18 protein-coding genes are annotated in these 20408 nt (G+C 72.4%); 7 read left to right on the forward strand and 11 right to left on the reverse strand.

Annotation, left to right across the window (positions count from 1 at the left end; translation table 11 throughout):
- The 5 genes from ACIQJT_RS34360 to ACIQJT_RS34380 form a co-directional block, all read right to left on the reverse strand.
- Positions 1–1121, reverse strand: a 1121-nt coding sequence (locus tag ACIQJT_RS34360) for a Gfo/Idh/MocA family protein (protein ID WP_402649701.1), incomplete at its 3' end; no start/stop codon positions are given.
- Between the two features lie 209 nt (positions 1122–1330).
- The gene (locus ACIQJT_RS34365; protein WP_402649702.1) at positions 1331–2371 is read right to left on the reverse strand and encodes a substrate-binding domain-containing protein; all 1041 of its coding nucleotides are present in this window, start codon (positions 2369–2371) and stop codon (positions 1331–1333) included.
- Between the two features lie 17 nt (positions 2372–2388).
- Entirely contained in the window at positions 2389–3408 is a 1020-nt protein-coding gene (locus ACIQJT_RS34370; protein ID WP_053851281.1) for an ABC transporter permease, read from the reverse strand.
- Positions 3405–4928 carry a sugar ABC transporter ATP-binding protein gene (locus tag ACIQJT_RS34375; protein WP_365458786.1) on the reverse strand — a complete coding sequence of 508 codons (1524 nt, stop codon included), beginning with the start codon at positions 4926–4928 and terminating at the stop codon, positions 3405–3407. The genes ACIQJT_RS34370 and ACIQJT_RS34375 overlap by 4 nt, the downstream gene beginning before the upstream one ends.
- Before the next feature lie 84 nt (positions 4929–5012).
- On the reverse strand, positions 5013–6194 hold the full coding sequence (locus ACIQJT_RS34380) for an ROK family transcriptional regulator (protein ID WP_053851279.1): 1182 nt from the start codon (positions 6192–6194) through the stop codon (positions 5013–5015).
- 197 nt (positions 6195–6391) lie between these two features.
- On the opposite strand from ACIQJT_RS34380, the gene ACIQJT_RS34385 reads away from it, so the two are divergent.
- Positions 6392–7225, forward strand: coding sequence for an NAD(P)H-binding protein (locus tag ACIQJT_RS34385; RefSeq protein ID WP_402649703.1), 834 nt, complete (start codon positions 6392–6394; stop codon positions 7223–7225).
- Between the two features lie 108 nt (positions 7226–7333).
- Here ACIQJT_RS34385 and ACIQJT_RS34390 read toward each other — a convergent pair whose 3' ends face one another.
- From ACIQJT_RS34390 to ACIQJT_RS34405, 4 genes are all read right to left on the reverse strand, one after another.
- The gene (locus ACIQJT_RS34390; RefSeq protein ID WP_402649704.1) at positions 7334–8011 is read right to left on the reverse strand and encodes a GntR family transcriptional regulator; all 678 of its coding nucleotides are present in this window, start codon (positions 8009–8011) and stop codon (positions 7334–7336) included.
- A 160-nt stretch (positions 8012–8171) separates the two neighbouring features.
- Positions 8172–9110, reverse strand: coding sequence for a beta-ketoacyl-ACP synthase III (locus ACIQJT_RS34395; protein WP_053852366.1), 939 nt, complete (start codon positions 9108–9110; stop codon positions 8172–8174).
- Between the two features lie 148 nt (positions 9111–9258).
- Positions 9259–9396, reverse strand: coding sequence for a hypothetical protein (locus ACIQJT_RS34400; RefSeq protein ID WP_167364525.1), 138 nt, complete (start codon positions 9394–9396; stop codon positions 9259–9261).
- Positions 9362–10696 carry an OFA family MFS transporter gene (locus ACIQJT_RS34405; protein WP_365458776.1) on the reverse strand — a complete coding sequence of 445 codons (1335 nt, stop codon included), beginning with the start codon at positions 10694–10696 and terminating at the stop codon, positions 9362–9364. Before ACIQJT_RS34405 ends, ACIQJT_RS34400 begins: the two co-directional genes overlap by 35 nt.
- Positions 10697–10873: 177 nt before the next feature.
- Between ACIQJT_RS34405 and ACIQJT_RS34410 the strand changes: the two genes are divergently transcribed.
- Genes ACIQJT_RS34410 through fdhD form a run of 4 tightly spaced genes read left to right on the forward strand, consistent with a single transcriptional unit; the run spans position 10874 to position 16270 of the window.
- Positions 10874–12715: a molybdopterin oxidoreductase family protein gene (locus ACIQJT_RS34410; RefSeq protein WP_402649705.1), complete on the forward strand. Its 1842-nt coding sequence runs from the start codon at positions 10874–10876 to the stop codon at positions 12713–12715.
- 33 nt (positions 12716–12748) lie between these two features.
- Positions 12749–14557: an NADH-ubiquinone oxidoreductase-F iron-sulfur binding region domain-containing protein gene (locus ACIQJT_RS34415; RefSeq protein WP_402649706.1), complete on the forward strand. Its 1809-nt coding sequence runs from the start codon at positions 12749–12751 to the stop codon at positions 14555–14557.
- Positions 14554–15414, forward strand: coding sequence for a 2Fe-2S iron-sulfur cluster-binding protein (locus ACIQJT_RS34420; RefSeq protein WP_402649707.1), 861 nt, complete (start codon positions 14554–14556; stop codon positions 15412–15414). The genes ACIQJT_RS34415 and ACIQJT_RS34420 overlap by 4 nt, the downstream gene beginning before the upstream one ends.
- Before the next feature lie 7 nt (positions 15415–15421).
- Positions 15422–16270, forward strand: a complete 849-nt coding sequence (gene fdhD, locus ACIQJT_RS34425; protein WP_365458764.1) for a formate dehydrogenase accessory sulfurtransferase FdhD — start codon at positions 15422–15424, stop codon at positions 16268–16270.
- 168 nt (positions 16271–16438) lie between these two features.
- On the opposite strand, the gene ACIQJT_RS34430 is transcribed toward fdhD, so the two are convergent.
- Both ACIQJT_RS34430 and ACIQJT_RS34435 read right to left on the reverse strand, forming a co-directional pair.
- Positions 16439–16966: an isochorismatase family protein gene (locus ACIQJT_RS34430; RefSeq protein ID WP_402649708.1), complete on the reverse strand. Its 528-nt coding sequence runs from the start codon at positions 16964–16966 to the stop codon at positions 16439–16441.
- A gap of 19 nt (positions 16967–16985) precedes the next feature.
- Positions 16986–17423, reverse strand: a complete 438-nt coding sequence (locus ACIQJT_RS34435) for a MarR family transcriptional regulator (protein ID WP_365458758.1) — start codon at positions 17421–17423, stop codon at positions 16986–16988.
- 88 nt (positions 17424–17511) lie between these two features.
- Here ACIQJT_RS34435 and ACIQJT_RS34440 point away from each other — a divergent pair, with 88 nt between their 5' ends.
- Complete coding sequence (locus ACIQJT_RS34440) at positions 17512–18429, forward strand: zinc-binding alcohol dehydrogenase family protein (protein ID WP_402649709.1); 918 nt, start codon at positions 17512–17514, stop codon at positions 18427–18429.
- A gap of 98 nt (positions 18430–18527) precedes the next feature.
- A complete protein-coding gene (locus ACIQJT_RS34445) occupies positions 18528–20399 on the forward strand; it encodes an exo-alpha-sialidase (RefSeq protein ID WP_402649911.1) in 1872 nt (623 codons plus the stop codon).
- Positions 20400–20408: the final 9 nt, after the last annotated feature.

Consider the following 20408-nt stretch of genomic DNA (forward strand, 5'->3'; position numbering starts at 1 on the left):
TCGGCGAACGACGGCCTGGGAGCGGTGCCCGACGCGATCGCCTCGACCAGATCACGGGCCTGATGCACAAACGTGTGCTCGTAGCCCAGACCATGACCCGGCGGCCACCAGGCGTCCAGGTAGGGATGATCCGGCTCGGTGACCAGGATGCGGCGGAAGCCTGCGTGCGTTCCGGGTTCCGTGGCGTCGTGGTAGAAGAGTTCGTTCAGGCGCTCCAGGTCGAAGGCCAACGAGCCGCGGTCGCCGTTGAGTTCGATGCGCAGGGCGTTCTTCCGGCCGGTGGCGTACCGGGTGGCCTCGAAGGAGGCGAGGGCGCCGGAGGTGAAGCGGCCGGTGAACAGGGCCGCGTCGTCGACGGTGACCTGGCCGGTGCCGGCGGCGGTCTCGGCGGACAGGCCCTTGGCGGCGGTCCCGGCCAGCGGCCTTTCCCGTACGAAGGTCTCCGTCAGGGCGGACACCCCGGACAGCGGTTCTCCCGCCAGGTGCTGCGCGAGGTCGATGATGTGCGCCCCGAGGTCGCCGAGGGAGCCGGAGCCGGCCTGTTCCCGGCGCAGCCGCCAGGTCAGCGGGGCCTGCGGATCCACGAGCCAGTCCTGGAGGTAGGTCACCCGCACGTGCCGCAGTCTGCCGAGCCGGCCCTCGGCCACCATCCGGCGGGCCAGCGCGGTGGCGGGCACCCTGCGGTAGTTGAAGCCGACCATCGACAACTGGCCCCGCTGGAAAGCCTCTTCCGCGGCCCGGTTCATGGCCTGGGCCTCCTCGACGGTGTTGGCGAGGGGCTTCTCGCACAGCACGTGCTTGCCCGCGGCGAGCGCTGCCAGGGCGATCGCGGCGTGGCTGTCGCCCGGTGTGCAGATGTCGACGAGGTCCACGTCGTCCCGCTCGACCAGGGCCCGCCAGTCGGTCTCGGCGGCCGCCCAGCCGTGCCGGTGGGCGGCCCGGCGCACGGCGTCCGCGTCCCGTCCACAGATCGCGGCGAGCACCGGGCGGCGGGGCAGGTCGAAGACGCGCCCGACGGTCCGCCAGCCCTGGGAGTGGGCGGCGCCCATGAAGGCGTATCCGACCATGCCGATCCGGAGCGGCGGCGCCTCGGCCTCTTCTGACTGCTGCGGCTGTGCCATGCGCGATGTCCTCCTCGTCGTCGTGGCGCGGTGGGGGGTGCAGCCCGGTCCGTCGACGAACCGGGCTTCTGGGGCCCGCCCCTCGGACCGGCCCGGCCGGGGCCCACCGCCGCTCGCGGTCGGTCCGGCCCGCCGGTCGGACCGCGGGCCGGCCGATGGGGCGGGCGGCCCCGGACGGGGCCGTAAGGCAGGCCCCGGATCGGTACGCCTCACTTGAAGCCGGTGGACATGTACTGGTCGACGTTGGTCTTGTCGACGACGGCCGAGTAGAGGGTGAGCGAGGCCGGGATCTCGAACTCGGAGAGGCCGCCGATGCCCTTGGACTGGCCGAGGGCGCGGGCGAGGTCGATGGCCGAGGCGGCCATGGTGGGCGGGTAGAGGACGGTCGCCTTGAGGACTCCGTTGTCCTGCTTGATGGCCTGGAACGCGGACAGGGCGCCCGCGCCGCCGACCATGAGGAAGTCGTCGCGGCCGGCCTGGTCGATGGCGCGCAGCGCGCCTACGCCCTGGTCGTCGTCGTGGTTCCACAGCGCGTCGAAGTCCGACTGGGCCTGGAGGAGCTGGGCCATCTTGGCCTGCCCGGACTCGACCGTGAACTCGGCGGCCTGGCGGGCCACCTTGCGGATGTTGGGGTAGTTCTTCAGGGCGTCGTCGAAGCCCTTGGTGCGCTGCTGGGTGAGTTCCAGGTTGTCGAGTCCGGCCAGTTCGATGACCTTGGCGTTCGACTTCCCCTTGAGCTTCTCTCCGATGTAGTGCCCGGCGTTGAGGCCCATGCCGTAGTTGTCGCCGCCGATCCAGCAGCGGTACGCCTGCGGGGTGTTGAAGATGCGGTCCAGGTTGACGACCGGGATTCCGGCGCGCATCGCCTTGAGGCCGACCTGGGTGAGGGCCTTGCCGTCCGCGGGCAGGACGACCAGCACGTCGACCTTCTTGTTGATGAGGGTCTCGATCTGGCCGATCTGCTGGGCGGTGTCGTTGGAGCCCTCGGTGATCTCCAGGGTGACGTCCGAGTACTTCTTGGCCCGGTTCTTGGCGTTGTCGTTGATGGCGTTGAGCCAGCCGTGGTCGGCCTGCGGTCCGGCGAAGCCGATGGTGACCGGCTTGCCGGGCGAGTCGGCGGCGGCCGGCTGGTCGTTCGCGGCCGGTTCCTCGTCCTTGGGATCGTTGCTGGTGCAACCTGCGAGGAGGGCACCGGCGCCGACGGCGGCGGTTCCGAAGAGCAGTCCTCTGCGGCTCGTGAGCTCAGGCATATCCGTGGACCCTTTCCTCAGGTCGTGCTTGCGGTACGGCGCTGGACCAGCACGGCGGCGACGATGATCGCGCCCTTGGCGATCTGCTGGACGTCGCTCTGCAGGTTGTTCAGGGCGAAGATGTTGGTGATCGTGGTGAAGATCAGGACACCCAGGACGGAGCCGGTGATGGTGCCGCGGCCTCCGCTGAGCAGGGTGCCGCCGATGATCGCGGCGGCGATGGCGTCGAGCTCGTAGAGGTTGCCGTTGGTGTTCTGGCCGGAGCCGGACAGGATGATCAGCAGGAAGGCGGCGATGCCGCAGCACAGCCCGGACAGCAGGTACAGGTAGAGGCGCTGGCGGCGGACGTCGATGCCGGCCAGCCGGGCGGCCTCGGCGTTGCCGCCGACGGCGACGGTTCGGCGGCCGAAGGTGGTGCGGTTCAGCACCAGCCAGCCGATGATCGTCACGACCGCGAAGACCATGACGAGCGGCGGGACGCCGAGGACGTAGGCGTCGCGCTCCCCCAGGTCGAGGACGGAGGGCACGGTGACGATCTGCGTCCTGCCGTCGGTGATCTGGAGGGCGAGTCCGCGGGCCGAGGCGAGCATGGCGAGGGTGGCGATGAAGGGGACCATGGCGCCGTACGCGACGAGCAGCCCGTTGACCAGGCCGCAGCCGACCCCGACGAGCACCGCGGTGAAGAGGATGCCCGCGAAGCCGTACTCCTGGGTGGCGACGGTGGTGGCCCACACCGAGGCGAGGGCGACGATCGCGCCGACGGACAGGTCGATGCCGCCGGAGGTGATGACGAAGGTCATGCCGACGGTGACGACACCGATCACCGAGGCCTGGGTGAGGACGAGTTGGAGGTTGCGGGTGTCGAGGAACTCGTCGGGCTTGGTGATCCCGCCGATGAGGACCAGGACGGCGAGAACGCCGAGGAGGGAGAGGGTGCGGACGTCGGCGCGGGCGAACACCCCTCGCCAGGCGGACGATTCGCTCACCGAAGGCACTTTGTCGGCGCTTCCCCGGGGCGGGGACACATGCTGCGTCATGACGCCGGGCTTCCTTCCATGACGAGGTCGAGTACACGGTGTTCGTCGAGCTCGCGGGCGGGCGCCCGGTGCACGACACGGCCCTCGCGGAGCACCAGGACACGGTCGGCGAGGCCGAGCACCTCGGGGACCTCGCTGGAGACCAGCAGCACGGCCAGTCCTTCGTCGGCGAGGCGCCGGACGACCGCGTACAGCTCGGCGCGGGCGCCGACGTCGACGCCCCGGGTGGGTTCGTCGAGCAGCAGGACCCGGCAGCCGCGCAGCAGCCAGCGGGCCAGGACGGCCTTCTGCTGGTTGCCGCCGGACAGGGTGCGGATGGGCACGGAGGGGTTGTCGGGCCGCAGCGACAGTTCACGGGTGGCCGCCCGGGCGGCGGCGAGTTCGGCGCCCCGGTCGAGCCAGCCGGCCCGGGAGAAGCGGGACATGGAGGAGACGGACACATTGCGGGTGACCGACTCCAGCATCAGCAGGGCCTGCGCCTTGCGTTCCTCGGGGGCCAGTCCGATGCCGGCGCGGACGGCCGCACGGACACTGCCGGGCCGCAACGCCCGTCCGTCCACGCGGACTTGTCCGGCGGCGGGCTTGCGGGCGCCGTAGATCGTCTCCAGGATCTCGGAGCGTCCCGAGCCGACGAGTCCGGCGAGGCCGACGATCTCCCCGGGGTGGACCACCAGGTCCAGGGGCTCGAACTCACCGTGCCGGGTGAGCCCTTGGACCTCCAGCAGCGGCTTGCCCGCGCTCCTTGCTTCGGCGGGGGGCCGCTCCGGGAAGACGTACTCGACGTTGCGGCCCGTCATCAACGCCACGACCTCGCGCGTCGGCGTCGACTTGGCGGGCAGTCCGACGGCGACGGCCCGGCCGTCCTTGAGGACCGTGACCCGGTCGCCGATCCGCCGGATCTCCTCCAGACGGTGGGAGATGTAGACGACGGCGACGCCCTCGGCGGTCAGGTCGCCGACGATCCGGAAGAGGTTGTCGACCTCGTCGGGGTCGAGGGCAGCGGACGGCTCGTCCATCACGATGAGCCGTACGTCGTGGGAGAGGGCCCGCGCCATGGACACGATCTGCTGCTGCGCCGCCGACAACTCCCCCACCAGGCGCGCCGGATCGATCTCCGGGTGCCCGAGCCGCCGCAGCAGTGCGGCGGTCGACCGGCGGGCCGCCTTGCCCCGTACGACGAACCCCGCGGCGGTGGGTTCGTGGCCGAGGTGGACGTTCTCGGCCACGGACAGGTGCTCCACCAGGTCGAGTTCCTGGTAGATGGTGGCGATGCCGAGGCGCATGGCGGCGATCGGAGAGCGGAGGGTGACCTCCTCGCCGCGCCAGCGCAGCCGGCCGGTGTCGGGCTGGTGGGCGCCGGCCAGCACCTTGATCAGTGTGGACTTGCCTGCACCGTTCTGGCCGAGCAGACAGTGCACTTCGCCGGCCTGGACGTCGAGGTCGACGCCGTCGAGGGCCCGGACTCCGGGGAACGACTTGGTGATGCCGGACATGCTGAGCAGCGGTGGTTCTGGTGCCATGAGGTCCCCTTGGCGGGCGTGCGGCCGGTTTCAGGGCAGGGCGGAGCGGAGCGCTGTGCGGGTGGGCCGTGGGAAGGCGGGTGCCTACGCGGGTGAGAACAGGTGGTCGCTGATGAGCCGGGCCGCGCCGATGACTCCGGCGGTGGGGCCCAGCTCCCCGAGGACGATGGGAAGGTTGCCGGTCGCCAGGGGCAGCGACTGGCGGTAGACCTGGGTGCGGATCGCGGCGAGCAGGGTGTGGCCGAGACCGGTCACCCCACCGCCGATCACCACCAGGCCCGGGTTGAAGAAGGAGACCAGTCCGGCGATGACCTGGCCGGTCCGGTTGCCGCCCGCACGGATGAGGTCGAGTGCGGCGGCGTCACCGGCGGCCGCCGCGGCGGCCACGTCGACGGCCGTCAGCTGCCCGTTCGTCTCCAGCCGCGAGGCGAGTTCCTCGGAGCGCCCCTGCTCGACCGCCTCGACGGCGTCCCGGGCGAGGGCCGCCCCGCTGAAGTGGGCTTCCAGGCAGCCCCGGTTGCCGCAGGCGCACGGGCGGCCGTCGGGCACGGCCTGGATGTGCCCGATGTCGCCCGCGCTGCCCGTCACCCCGCGGTGGACCTCACCGCCGGCGACGATGCCGCAGCCGATGCCGGTGCCGATCTTGACGCAGAGGAAGTCGCCCACGGAACGTGCCACGCCCGCGTGCATCTCCCCCATCGCCATCAGGTTCACGTCGTTGTCGACCATGACCGGGCAGCCCAGCTCCTGACTGAGCGCCTCCCGTACCGGAAAGCCGTCCCAGCCCGGCATGATCGGCGGAGCCACCGGTACGCCCTCGGGGAAGCGGACCGGCCCCGGGACGCCGATGCCGGCGCCGTCGAAACCCTCCGCGAGCCCCGAGGCCCGCAACTTCGCCGCCATCGCCAGGACTTGCTCGAAGACCGCGACCGGGCCCTCGCGGACGTCCATGGGCTGGTTGAGATGTCCGAGGATCTCCAGTTCGGCGTTGGTGACGGCGACGTCGATCGAGGTCGCGCCGATGTCCACGCCGAGGAAACGCAGGTTGGGGGCGAGCCGGATGTTGTGGGAGCGGCGCCCGCCGCGGGAGGCGGCGAGTCCGTCGGCCACGATCAGGCCCGTTTCCAGCAGCCGGTCCACCTCCACGGCCAGCTTGGACCGTGACAGGTCGACCTGATCGCCCAGCTGCGCACGGGAGTTGGGGCCTCCGTCACGCAACAGCTTGAGCAGCCGGGCCTGATGCGCGTTCGCGGGTCGTGCCGTCATACGTCTCACGAGCCCCTCCCCGCCTCATTCGGCCACCAGTTGCCGGGCTTTCGAGGGGAACGTAGCAGCGGCTGCCGAACCTGGGAAGAAGCTGTGCACAGATTGCTGTCCACTTTTCCCACTCACAGGACAAAGACGTGCCGCCCTCTGGTGTCCTGGCGCCCCTCCCCGCAGGATGGCCGTACGGAGGGGATCACATGTTTCTGGTGACGGGTGCGACGGGGAACGTGGGGGCCGAGCTCGTGCGGGCGCTGGCCGCGTCGGGCGAGCGGGTGCGGGCGGTGAGCCGTGCCGGGCGGAGCGAGGGGTTACCGACGGGGGTGGCGGCCGTCGCGGGCGATCTGAACCGGCCCGGGACCGTGCGGGACGCGCTGGACGGCGTGCAGGGCTTGTTCCTGATGCCGGGTTACGGCGGGCAGGGGCAGATCCTGAAGGACGCGCGGGCCGCCGGTGTGCGCCGCGTGGTGCTGCTGTCCGGGCTGTCTGCGGCCACCGGTGACCGGGACAACGCGGTCGCCGGTTATCTGCTCGCCGCGGAGGACGCGGTGCGGGAGTCGGGCCTCGACTGGACGTTCGTGCGCCCGACGAGCTTCATGACCAACGCGTTCCGGCTCGCGGACCAGGTTCGGAAGGGGGACACGGTCCGGGTGCCGTTCCCGGATGTGCGGACCACCGACATCGACCCGTACGACATCGCGCAGGTCGCCCTGCGGGCCCTGGTGTCCGAGGAGTTGGCGGGGCGGGTTCTCGAAGTGACCGGCCCCGAGGCGCTGTTGCCCGCCGACCGCGTCCGGATCCTCGGCGAGGTCCTGGGCCGTGACCTGCGCGCTGTGGGCCTGGGTCACGAGGAGGCACGCGCCGAGATGGAGGCCTCGGGTGTGCCGAAGCCGTACGTGGACGCCTTCTTCGGCTTCTTCGCGGACGGCACGCTGGACGAGTCGGTGGTGCGCCCCACGGTGGAGGAGATCACGGGCCGCCCACCACGGACGTTCACCGAGTGGGCACGGGACCACCTGGAGGCGTTCCGGTGAGGTGACCGTGCTCCCGCCCCGGCTCGGTGGCCGCTCGCGGCCGGGACCGTCGATCACGACGACGAAGGGCGGCTCGCGCCGTACCGCCGCGCCTACCCCCGCTCTCGCCTACCCCCGCTGACGCGCGTGATAGGACGTCCGGGTGTGCTCGGTGTGCTCCCGCATCAGTTCCGTGGCCCGGCGCTGGTCGCGGTCGGCGATGGCGGCGATCAGTTCACGGTGCTCGATCCAGGACTGGCGGCCACGCTGACGGGCGATCGGCGTGTAATACCAGCGCACCCGACGATCCACCTGCGCCGCCAACTCAGCAAGGACCGCATTGCCCGCCAACTCCATCACCTTGGCATGCAGACGGGCATTGAGAGCCACCGCACCATCCACATCATCCGCGGCAACCGCACGCTCACCCTGCGCACACAGCTCCTCCAACGCGGCAACGCCCGCACTGCCCGCATTCGCAGCCGCGAGCCGCGCCGCCTCGGCCTCCAACAACGTACGCACCGTCAACAGCTGGTCCGCCTCCTCGTCCGTCGGCTCATGCACGAACGCACCCTGCGCCGGACGCAGATCCACCCACCCCTCGGTGTTCAACCGCTGCAACGCCTCACGCACCGGCTGCCGCGACACCCCCAGATGACCCGCCAGCTCACTCTCCACCAAATGCTGCCCCGGCTGCAGCGCACGCGTCGTGATCAACTCCAGCAACGCCCCGTACACACGGTCACGCAACGGACCAGGACGTTCCAGCTTCGGTACGGATCCCTGCGGCAGACCTGTCGACAACATCCCGGTCCCCTCCTCGGCGGCGGCACCCCCGGACACCCACTCGTCGCCTTTTGTCTACAGTCTACGGCGCACAGGGGCCAGGTAAAGCGGGCGTCGACCTCATCACACTGCACACGTCGGCGACGCGTCGGCGACGCGCAAGCCACACGTCAGGGCCGCCTCATGGACAGCGGACGACCTGACCGGCGTACGACAGGTTCCCTCCGAACCCGAACAGCAGCACCGCGTCCCCGGTCGAGACCGCACCCTGTTCCACCAGCTTGGAGAACGCGAGCGGAATGCTGGCCGCCGACGTGTTCCCGGACTCCGTGACATCGCGGGCCACTACGGCGTTGACCGCGCCGATCTTCTCCGCGAGCGGCTCGATGATCCGCAGGTTCGCCTGGTGCAGCACCACCGCGGCGAGGTCCGCCGGGGTGAGCCCGGCGCGTTCGCAGGCCTGCCGGGCCAGCGCCGGAAGCTTCGTGGTCGCCCAGCGGTAGACGCTCTGCCCCTCCTGCGCGAACCGTGCCGGCTCGCCCTCGATCCGCACGGCGTGCCCCATCTCCGGCACCGATCCCCACAGCACGGGCGAGATGCCGGGCACGTCGGCCCCCTCGACGACCGCCGCGCCGGCTCCGTCGCCGACGAGCACGCAGGTGGTGCGGTCGGTCCAGTCGGTGACCGCGGACATCTTGTCGGCGCCGATCACCAGCGCCCTGGTCGCCGCCCCGGCCCGGACGGTGTGGTCGGCGGTGGCCAGCGCGTGCGTGAAGCCGGCGCACACCACGTTGACGTCCATCGCGGCGGGCGAGGGGATGCCCAGCCGGGCGGCGACCCGGGCGGCCATGTTCGGGGAGCGGTCGACGGCGGTCGAGGTGGCGACCAGGACGAGGTCGATGTCGGCGGGGGTAAGCCCGGCCGCGGCCAGCGCCTTGGCGGCGGCGTGCGAGGCGAGCTCGTCGACCGGCTCGTCGGGGCCGGCGATGTGGCGGGTCCGGATGCCGACCCGGGACCTGATCCACTCGTCGCTGGTGTCGACCAGGCCCGCCAGGTCCTCGTTGGTGAGCACCTTCGCGGGCTGGTAGTGGCCGACTGCGGCGATCCGCGAGCCGTTCATGGAGGGTCCCCCTCGTTGCCTTGGGTAGCGGGATCCACCAGTCTGATCAGTGACTCGCGGGTACGAGGGCACGTAAGGCCACAGGAAACGGGCGCCCGAGTTGTCGGCTTCCCTCACCCTCTCGGACGCCCGAACACCTGCCGAACAGTTACTTGGTGAACAGCTGCGTCGCCTTCTGCACGAGCTCGTAGAGCCCGTAGGCGAGCGGTGCGCCCACCCACACCCAGGCCAGGGCGATGAGAGGGCGCCGGTCAGGCGGACTCTGACTGCTGTCGGGCTGTGACATCGGCGGCCTCCCTCGGTGCGGGGATGTGGTGGCGGGCACTGACGGGGCGGACCAGCTCGTTGGCGGCGAAACCGACGACGAGCAGTCCGATCATGATCACGAACGACGTCCCGTAGAGGGCGGAGCCGCTCTTGCCCGCCTCCTCCTGGCGGTCGGCGATCCAGTTCACGATCAGCGGGCCGAGGACTCCGGCCGTGGACCAGGCGGTGAGCAGCCGGCCGTGGATGGCGCCGACCTGGTAGGTCCCGAAGAGGTCCTTCAGGTAGGCGGGGATCGTAGCGAAACCGCCTCCGTAGAAGGACAGGATCACCAGCGCGCACAGGATGAACAGCGGCTTCGAGGAGTCGCCGAACAGGGCGATCAGGCCGTACATCACCGCTCCCACGCCCAGGTAGACGCGGTAGATGTTCTTGCGTCCGATGAGGTCGGACGTCGAGGACCAGCCGATGCGCCCGGCCATGTTGGCCGCCGACAGCAGCGCGACGAAGCCGGCCGCGGCCGACACCGAGACCGGGGTCGAGGTGTCCCTGAAGAAGTCCGTGATCATCGGGGCGGCCTTCTCCAGGATGCCGATGCCCGCGGTGACGTTCATGCAGAGCACGATCCACAGGCACCAGAACTGGGGCGTGCGCACCGCGTTGCGCGCCGAGACCTGCGGGCCGTCGAAGGCGCTGGGCGCGCTCTCGACCGGCTTCTCGCTGCGCGGCACCCGCACCAGCAGGACACCGAGGAGCATGAAGACGGCGTACGACAGCCCGTGCACGAGGAACGCGAGGGCGATCCCGGAACTGTCGGAGCCGAAGGACTCCAGCATCTGCGCCGACCAGGGCGAGGCGATGAGCGCGCCGCCGCCGAAGCCCATGATGGCGATGCCGGTGGCCATGCCGGGCCGGTCGGGGAACCACTTGATGAGGGTGGACACCGGTGAGATGTAGCCGATGCCGAGACCGATGCCGCCGACGAAGCCGTAGCCGAGGACGATCAGCCAGTACTGCTCGGTGGCCGCCCCCAGCGCGGACAGCAGGAAGCCGGACGAGAAGCAGACGAGCGCCACCGTCATCGCCCAGCGCGGCCCGTTGCGCTCCACCAGCGTGCCGCCGAACGCGGCGGACAGGCCGAGCATCACGATGCCGAGCTGGAAGGGCAGTGCGCTCTGGGTGCCGCTGAGTCCGAGCGCGGACTCCAGCGGCGGCTTGAACACGGACCAGGCGTACGCCTGCCCGATGGAGAGATGGACCGAGAGAGCGGCCGGGGGGACGAGCCAGCGGCTCCAGCCCGGGGGTGCGACAGGGGGACTCATGATCCCGAACGGTAGGAAGAATCAGGTTGGTTGAAAAGGCAGCACGTCGACCGTATGCGATGAGCGGTATCCCGGACGCGACGAACGGTCGAACCGGCCCGTTTCCAGGACGCGTTCTTGCCCGCCTCTCGAACATACTGTAGACAGTATTTCGTCGACATCGAGCGGGGAGGCTCCATGACGAACCCGCCGACCCGCCCCCGGCTCACCCACCCGATGATCCGGGACTCCCGCGACGAGCCGCTGCGGCAGGCGAGTTGGGCACGGGCACTGGACCACGCGACGCGGGGGCTGGAACGCAACCGCGGCGCCTACGGCATGCTCTCCTCCACCCGCCTGACCAACGAAGCGCTCTACCTGGCGCAGAAGTTCGCCCGGGCGGTCATGGGCACCCACGACATCGACGTGCCGGAGCGGGCCCGGCACGCCCCGAGCGTCGCGGGGCTCGCCGCGGCCTTCGGGCCGGGCAGCGCGACCTCGTCGTACGAGGAGATCGAGCACACCGACGTCATCGTGGTGTGGGGCTCCGACGCCCGTTCGACGCACCCGGCGTTCTTCCGGCACGTCCTGAAGGGCATCCGGGGCGGCGCCCGCCTGTACGTCGTCGACCCGCGCCGCACCGCGACCGCCGCGTGGGCGGACAGCTGGCTCGGCCTCGACATCGGCACCGACATCCCCCTGGCCCACGCGATCGGCCGCGAGATCGTCCGAACGGGCCTGGGCAACAGCCGGTTCGTCGAGCGGGCCACCTCCGGCTTCGAGGACTACAGGGCGCTGGTCGAGCCCTGGACGCTGTCCCTCGCCGAGCGGGTGACGGGCGTACCGGCCCGCGCCGTCCGGGAGTTGGCTCACGCTCTCGCCCGCGCCGAGCGCGTGCAGCTCTGCTGGGGCCCGGGTGTCACCGGGTACCGCGACGGCACCGCGGCCGTCCGCGCGCTCGTCAACCTGTCCCTGCTGACCGGTCAAGTGGGCCGGTACGGCTGCGGGTTGCTGCCCCTGTCCGGCCGGGACAACGTGCAGGGCGCGGTCGACATGGGGGTGCTCCCGCACCGGCTGCCCGGGTTCCGGGACGTTCTCGACTCCCGGGCCCGCCGGACGTTCGAGTCGGCCTGGGGTGTCGCCGTCGAGCCGCACTACGGGCTGGCCGCGGCAGAGATGTGCGCGGCGGCGGAGGAGGGCACGCTCACGGCGCTGCACTGTGTCGGCACGGACCCGGCCCGGTCGCGGGCGGAGGATCTCAAGGCGCAGGCACACGGCGGGCGGCCCGTACGGCGTCCGGACACGCTCGACTTCCTCGTCGTCCAGGACGCGTTCCTCACCAGGACCACCGAGTTGGCCGACGTCGTCCTGCCCGCGACCGCCGCCTGGGCCGAGACCGACGGCACGGCCACCGACGGGGAGCGGCGGGTTCGGCGGGTACGGCGTGCCCTGACGCCGCCGGGTGAGGCGCGCGAGCACTTCGTCATCCTCCGCGACCTGGCGGCGGGACTCGGTCACGAGTGGCGGTACGACGACGTGGAGGCCGTGTGGAACGAGGTGGGGTCGCTGTCGCCGGACCACGCCGGGATGACGTACGCGCGCCTGACGGGGCAGGCCGGGCTCCAGTGGCCCTGCCCGGACACCGGCCGCCCCCGACCGGCCTTCCTGCACGGCCGGTTGTGGGAGAAGGACCCTGCCGGGCGCGGCGGACGGGCGGTGTTCGGGATCGTGCAGCACGATCCCCCGGCCGACCCCGTCGACGAGCGGTACCCGATCCGGCTGGGCAGCGGGCGGCACGGGGGCCGGGGGCCACGGGGCATCGAGCTGTCCCCGGAGGACGCCGAACGCCTCGACGTCGTGCCGGGTGCACGGGTGCAGGTGTCCTCGCGGCGTGTCTCGGTCGTCGCGACCGTGCGGATCGACACCGCCCTCAGGCCCGGGCTCGCCTTCATGCACCCGCGTCTCCCCGACGAGGTGGACGCCGGGCGGCCGGCGGTCCGGATCGAGAAGCTGCCGATCACGACGATCGTCTTCGGCTGACCCAGCGGCCCGTCCGGAAGGAGGTGGGATCAGGTGGACCTGCACTTCGGCGACGGCGAGCCGACGGACGACGAACGGGACGCCGTGGACGCCCTGTTGGGCCCTTCGGAGTCGTACGGGCAGGGCACGGAGCGTTCCGCGGCCGATCCGCGGTGCGCCTCACGCCCGGTGGCCCGCCGGCACCTGCTGCTGCCCGGCCTGCACGCGGTCAACGACCGTGTCGGCTGGATCAGCGAGGGCGCCCTCACCTACCTGTGCCGCCGGCTGGCCGTCCCGCCGGCGGAGGCGTACGGCGTCGTCACCTCCTACCCCCTGTTCTCGGTCCGGTCCCGCCCCGCCACCGTGCTCCGCGTCTGCACGGACCTCGCCTGCGCCACCGCCGGGGCCGCCGCCCTGTGCGCCGGTGTCGAGCAACGGCTCGGCGACGGCGTCCACGTGGAGCGCAGCGCGTGCCTCGGTCTGTGCGAACGCGCCCCGGCCGCGCTCGTGACCAGGGCGGGCGACCCGGTGCGTACGGCGGTCTCGGCACCGGCGACCGTCGAAGGGGCCGTCCGCGCCGCGACCGCTCCGGGCTCGGCGCCCGAGGAACCGCCGGCGGCGACGGCCGTGCCGCAGGCGGGTCGGGGCGGACTGGTGCTGCTGAGCCGGGTCGGCGTCGTGGATCCGTCGTCCCTGGACGACTACCGCGCCCACGGCGGCTGGACCGCCCTGCGCCGGGCCTTCGCGCTCGGTCCCGCCGGAGTCGTCCGCGAGGTCGTCGGCTCCGGCCCGGTCGGGCGCGGTGGCGCCGCCTTCCCCGCCGGCCGTGACTGGCAGGCAGTGGCGTCCCGGCCCGGCCGCCCGCACCACCTCGTCTGTGCCGCGGGCGAGTCAGGACCGGGCGCCTTCCGGGACCGCGTGCTCATGGAGGGCGATCCCTTCGCGCTGGTCGAGGCGATGACGATCGCCGGGTTCGCGATCGGCGCCCACCGCGGTCACCTGTGTCTGCGCGGCGACAGTCCGCGGGCGGCCGGCCGGATGCGGCACGCCGTCGACCAGGCGCGGGCCCGCGGGCTGCTCGGTGACGACGTCCTGGGCCGGGGCTACGCCTTCGACATCGAGATCCGGCGCGGTGCGGGCGCACACCTGTGCGGCGAGGAGAGCGCACTGTTCCACTCCGTCGAGGGCCGCCGGGGCGAGCCGCGTTTCCAGCCGTCCCTCCCGGTGGGCCATGGCCTGTTCGGCGCGCCGACCCTGGTGCACGACGTCGAAACGCTGGTCGGCGTGCTCCCCGTCCTGTCCGCGACCGCACCGGCCCACCCGGCGACCGGCACCGGCACCGGCACCGGCACCGGGGAATGCGGCAGGCCGAAGCTGTTCTGCGTGTCGGGATCCGTTGACCGGCCCGGGGTCTACGAACCGCCGTCCGGCACGACACTGGGCGCGCTGCTGTCGGAGGCCGGAGTCCGGGAGAACCTGCGCGCGGTGCTGCTCGGCGGGGTCACCGGTGGTTTCGTACGGCCGGACGAACCGGACGTGCCCCTGCCCTCGGGGGGCGGGACCGGCTCGGGTGTGGTCCTGGCCTTCGACGACACGGTGCCCCTTCCCCGTCTTCTCCTCCGCGTCGCCGAGTTCTTCCGGGACGAGTCGTGCGGGGGGTGCGTGCCGTGCCGGGTCGGGACCGTGCGCCAGGAGGAGGCGCTGCGCCGGATCGTCGAGCGCGCGGGCACGGCCGCGGCGGACGACGTCGCCCTGCTCCGGGAGGTCGGCCGCGCGATGCGGGACGCCTCGGTGTGCGGACTCGGGCAGGGCGCGTGGAACGCCGTGGAGTCGGCCGTCGACCGTCTGGGGGCGTACGGATGACCGCCGTACCGCTGGGGATCCCGCGCCGCGCGGTGGAGTTCGCCCTCGACGGTGAGCCCGTGCGGGCACCGGAGGGTTCGACGGTCCTCGACGTCTGCCGGGCGGCCGGGAAGGACGTCCCGGCGCTGTGCGCGGGCGGCTCGCTCGCCCCGCGCGGTACCTGCCGGCTCTGTGTCGTCGAGGTGGAGGGGGCCGCGACCCTGGTCCCGGCCTGCTCCCACCGGGCCGAGTCCGGACTGGAGGTCAGGACCGACAGCGAGCGGGTCCGGCACAGCCGCAGAATCGTGCTGGAACTGCTCGCCTCCTCGGCCGACCTGTCGACGACCCCGGGAGCGGCCGAGTGGATCGAGGAGTACGGCGCGTCACCGGACCGTTTCGGCCCGGACGCGGCCCGGGCCGCGGAGCCGCCGAGGGTCGACAACGACCTGTACGTGCGGGACCGCGGCAAGTGCGTCCTGTGCCGCCGGTGCGTGGACGTCTGCGGTGACGAGGGGCGGAGCACCTTCGCCGTCGCCGTGTCCGGCCGCGGCCTCGGTGCCCGGATCGCCGTGGAGCACGACGGGCCGCTGACCGCGTCGGCCTGTGTGTACTGCGGGGACTGCGTCGACGTGTGTCCGACCGGGGCGCTGTCGTCCAGGTCGGAGTTCGACATGCGGGCGGCGGGTACCTGGGACGAGGGGTCGCAGACCCGTACCGGCACCGTGTGCGCGCACTGCGGAGCGGGCTGCGGGGTCACGCTCCACGTGCAGGACAATGAGATCGTGAAGGTCACCGCCCTGCCCGACGGGTCGGGGGCGCACGGCAGCCTCTGCAGCAAGGGCCGTTTCGGCTACCAGCTCGTACAGAACCGGGACTGAGAGACATATGGGACGAGTCACGGAACGACGCAAGGTGATCCGCATCCGCGACGGGGCCATCTCCACCCGCCCCGACACCCTCGTCACCGAGGAACCACTCGAGATCCGCCTCAACGGCAAACCCCTCGCCATCACCATGCGCACCCCCGGCGACGACTTCGCCCTCGCCACCGGCTTCCTCGTCAGTGAAGGCGTCCTCGCCCACCGAGACGACCTCCACAACATCGTCTACTGCGCCGGCGCCACCACCGACGGCACCAACACCTACAACGTCGTCGACGTCAGCACCCGCCCCGGCCTGCCCCTCCCCGACATCACCCTCCAACGCAACGTCTACACCACCTCGTCCTGCGGCCTGTGCGGCAAAGCCAGCCTCGACGCCGTCCGCACCACCACCCACCATCCCCTCACCGACACACCCCCCTTCCACATCGACCCCGACCTCCTCACCACCCTCCCCGACCGGCTCCGCGAAGCCCAACACGTCTTCAACCGCACCGGCGCACTCCACGCCGCCGCCCTCTTCACCCCCACCGGCGACCTCATCGACCTACGCGAAGACGTCGGCCGCCACAACGCCGTCGACAAACTCATCGGCCGCGCCCTCCAACACGGCGACCTCCCCCTGGACCGCACCATCCTCCTCGTCTCCGGCCGCGCCTCCTTCGAACTCGCCCAAAAAGCCGTCATGGCCGGCATCCCCGTCCTCGCCGCCGTCTCCGCGCCCTCCTCCCTCGCCGTCGACCTCGCCGCCGAAACCGGCCTCACCCTCATCGGCTTCCTCCGCGGCCCCTCCATGAACGTGTACGCGGGGGAACACCGGCTCGCGCTGGAGGCGTCGGCCACCCGGAGCTGACCAATTCGACGTCTCGCCACGTCGGCCGCTCGACGAGGGCTGCGCCGGGCGGTGGCCTGCGGTGCGCGGCTCGGCCCGGGATCGCCGGTCACTGGCGCGGGCCGGGACCAGCGGGTGACGCCCCCGGCGACGGGGTGACCGCCCGGGCCCGGGTCCGGGTCCGGGCGGTCACCCCGCCAGGAAGCGCACCTGATCCGCCGTCACCACCGTGCCGAGACGCGGGAAGTCGAGCCGGGTCGAGGCCTCGTGCTCGGCGGCGGTGAACGCGGCCATGGCGTCCGCCACGAAGACGAGGTCGTAGCCGAGGTCGAGGGCGGCGCGGGCGGTGGACTCGACGCCGAGGTTGGTGGCGACCCCGCCGAACACCAGTGTGGTGACGCCGAGTCGGCGCAGGCGCGCGTCCAGTTCCGTGCCCTGGAAGGCGCCGATGGTCCGCTTCACGATCTCGATGTCGCCTTGGCGGGCGAGCCCGGACGCCAGCCCGCTGCCGGGCGGCTGGTCGGCGACGCCGGGCCGTTCGACGCGCACCAGGACCACCGGCGCTCCGGCCTCACGGAAGGTGTTCGCCAATTCCTGGGCGGTGGTGAGGACTTCGGTGCCTTTGCGGGGTTCCAGGGGCAGCGCGAGGATCCGGTCCATCAGATCGACGAGTACGAGGGCGCTGCGTGCGGGATCGAGCGCGAGAGGTCCGGTCATGACGGAACGTTATCCGCCGTCAGCCCTCCGTGCCGGAGATCCGGATCAACAGGTCCATGAACCGGGCGCGTTCGGCCGGAGAGAGGGGGGCGAGCAGTTCGTCGTTGGCCCGGCGGGCGACCTTCTCGCAGCGCTCCAGCAGCCGCGCCCCCTCGTCCGTGAGGGACACCGCGTTCTTGCGGCGGTCGGCGGGGTCCGGCGCACGCAGGACGAGTGCGGCGGACTGGAGGTCGTTGAGGATGCCGACCAGGTCCTTGGGGTCGAGTCGCACCGCGCGGCCGAGGTCGGCCTGAGCGACGGGGGCGAGGTCGCGGACGGCGGAGAGCACCACGTGGTGCCACATCTTCATGCCCTCGGCGGCCAGCGCCTCGGCCACCAGGGCCCGTCCGCGGGCGGCGGCACGACCGAGGAGCCAACTGGGGAGGGAGCGGATCGCGGGCAGGGGTGCTTCGGCCATGCGGCCAGCCTAGCCACCATTCGTTGGACCTCCCAACGATCGACCGACTATCGTTGGGAACCCCAATGAATTCACGGGAGGTCGGTCGATGCGTCGTGTCCGTTACGGGTCCACGGGCGGCCCGCTGTTCCTGGAGGAGGCACCGGTCCCCGAGCCGGGTCCGGGCGAACTCCTCGTGCGCTGCGAGGCGGTCGGGGTCACGCTCCCCGTGGTGCGCAAGGTGGCCGAGGCAGCAGAGCCGGTCCCGCTCGGCGGCGAGCTCGCGGGCGAGGTGGTGTCCGTGGGCGCGGCGGCCACCCGCTTCCGTCCCGGCGAGCGGGTCACGGGGCTGTGCTTCGGCCACGGCTACGCCGACTTCGCACTGCTCCACGAGGCCATGGCCTCGCCGATTCCCGACGGCGCCTCACCGGTCGACGCGGTCGCCCTGGTCCGCAGCGGACTGGTCGCCCTGGGCGCCCTGGAGGCCGCACGCCCCGAGCCGGGGGAGACGGCACTGGTCACGGCGGCGGCGAGCGGGGTCGGCCACCTCGCCGTGCAGCTCGCACGGATCCGGGGTGCCTCCCGGGTGGTGGGCGCGGTCTCCGACCCGGCCAAGGCGGACTTCGTGCGCTCACTCGGCGCCGACGCCACCACCCTCTACGGGGACGGCAGTTGGGGAGATCCCGTCGACTACGTCCTCGACGCGGTCGGTGGCGAGCTGCTCACCCCGGCGCTCGCCGCCCTGGCGCCGGGCGGGCGGCTGGTGGCGTACAGCTCGGGCGGCGGGACGATCCAGGCGTACGACCTCCTCGTCGGCGCCAGGACCGTGACCGGCTTCCAGATGGCGCGGATCGCCCGTGAGCGCCCGGAGTTGTACGAGCGGTGGCGGCGGGAGCTGTGGCTGCTGTTCCTGGACGGCGCCCTTCGGACCGCCGTGCACGGGGAGTTCGCCCTGGAAGACGCCGCGAAGGCGCACGAGGTGATCGAGGGGCGCCGCAACCTGGGGAAGGTCGTACTCCATCCGTGACGGACACGCGCGGGGTTCTTGTGGGGCGCGGGGTGCACAACTACGGTCCGTGACCGGAATGTCGCATTTCCGGATGAACGGAAACTGAAAGGGTGCCCGTGCCGTCGAGCCGCGCACGTCTGAGATCCCCCCTGACCGCCGTCCCCGCCACCGGCGCCCTGCTCGCCCTCCTCGCCCTGCCGGGCACCGTCCACGCCCAACGCCCCACCGTCGCAACAGGGTTGGAGCAGCAGGTCCTCTTCAAGGCGGACCGGGACCCGGGGTACGCCTGCTTCCGCATCCCGGCGATCGTCCGGACCGCCGCGGGCACCCTCCTCGCGTTCGCCGAGGGACGCGTCCTCGACTGCGGGGACGCCGGCGACATCGACATCGTCCTCAAACGGTCCACCGACGGCGGCCGCACCTGGGGCCCCCTTCAGGTGGTCACCGAGGGGGACGGCGACACCCACGGCAACCCGGCCCCGGTCGTGGACCGTACGACAGGCCGCGTCCTGCTCGCCGAGACCTACAACACGGGCCGTGCGGACGGCGGCAACTGCCGGATGCCCTGCGACCGCACCCCGCACCTCCAGTACAGCGACGACGACGGCCGCACCTGGTCCGCGCCCCGCGGCCTGAGCGCCTCGATCCTGCCCCCACAGCCGGTCTCCTGGTACGCCACCGGCCCCGTGCACGGCATCCAGCTCAGCCGCGGCCCGCACGCCGGGCGGCTGGTGTTCGGGGTCAACTCCGAGACGTGGGACGGCGACCGGGTGAGCGTGAACCACGCGGCGCTGGTGGTGAGCGACGACGGCGGCGCGCACTGGCGGGTGGGCGCCACCGACTCCTGGCCGGTCGCCGCCGACGGCACCTTCCGGCAGAAGCCGTCCGAGGTCACGGTCGCCGAACGCGCCGACGGCTCGGTCCTCGTCAGCGGGCGCGAACAGGACGGCACCGACCTCGGCCACCGCACCCAGGCCGTCAGTGAGGACGGCGGTGACAGCTTCACCGCACCGTTCCGGACCCTCCCGGACCTCCCCGCACCCCAGGTCCAGTGCGCCGCCCTGGACTTCGGCGGGCGTCTGCTGCTGTCCTGCCCGGCGGACCCGGACCGCCGCCGCACGATGACGATCCGCTCCTCCTACGACGGCGGCCGCACCTGGGACACCCCCGACCGCGCCACCGTCGTCACCGAGGACTGGTCCGGCTACTCCGACCTGGCCCCGGCCGACGAGGGCACGGTGGGCCTGCTGTACGAGGCCGGGACCGCCGACGCGCGCGACGAGATCCGCTTCGCCCGCATCGCCGGGGACCGCCTGGCACCGCGCCGCGGCCCCGACCCGACCACCCCCGACCGCGCTCCCCTCGCGCCGCCCGCGGCCGTGCTGGGCGGCGCCCGGGAGACGGCCGGGGTCGTCGGCGGCGCCCTGGAGCTCGACGGCGCCGACGACGCCGTACGGCTGCCGTACCGCGAGGAACTCCCGCTCGGTTCCGGGGACTTCACCGCGTCCCTGTGGTTCAGGTACACGGCCAGGGCCGGGGAGCAGCCGCTGTTGTGGATGGGTGGCGTCGGCGACCGGCAGCCGCAGGTGTGGCTGCGCGGGGAGCCGGCAAGCGGACGGGTGCGCGGGCTGATCACCGTGCGGGAGGGCGCTACGGCCGTGCGGACGGCGTCGGTGAGCGCGAGCGGCGTGTTCGACGACGGGCGGTGGCACCACCTGGCCCTGCGCCGGGGCGGCGGCCGGCTCACGCTCTTCGCCGACGGCAGGGCGGTCGGCACACCGGACGTGCCGGGCTCGGTCAGCCGCAACGCTCCGTTCGGGGTGCACGTCGGGCAGCGCGTGGACGGCCGGGCCCGCCTCACCGGCGCGATCGACGAGGTCCGGGTGTGGCGCCGGGCTCTGACCGACGCCGAGATCACCGGCGGGAACGCCGGACCGGCGGACACCGTCCTGTGGCTGCCCATGGACCGGGTGGACGACAGCCGCTAACGTCGCGAC

Source organism: Streptomyces sp. NPDC091972 (assembly GCF_044756385.1).
Lineage (GTDB): Bacteria > Actinomycetota > Actinomycetes > Streptomycetales > Streptomycetaceae > Streptomyces.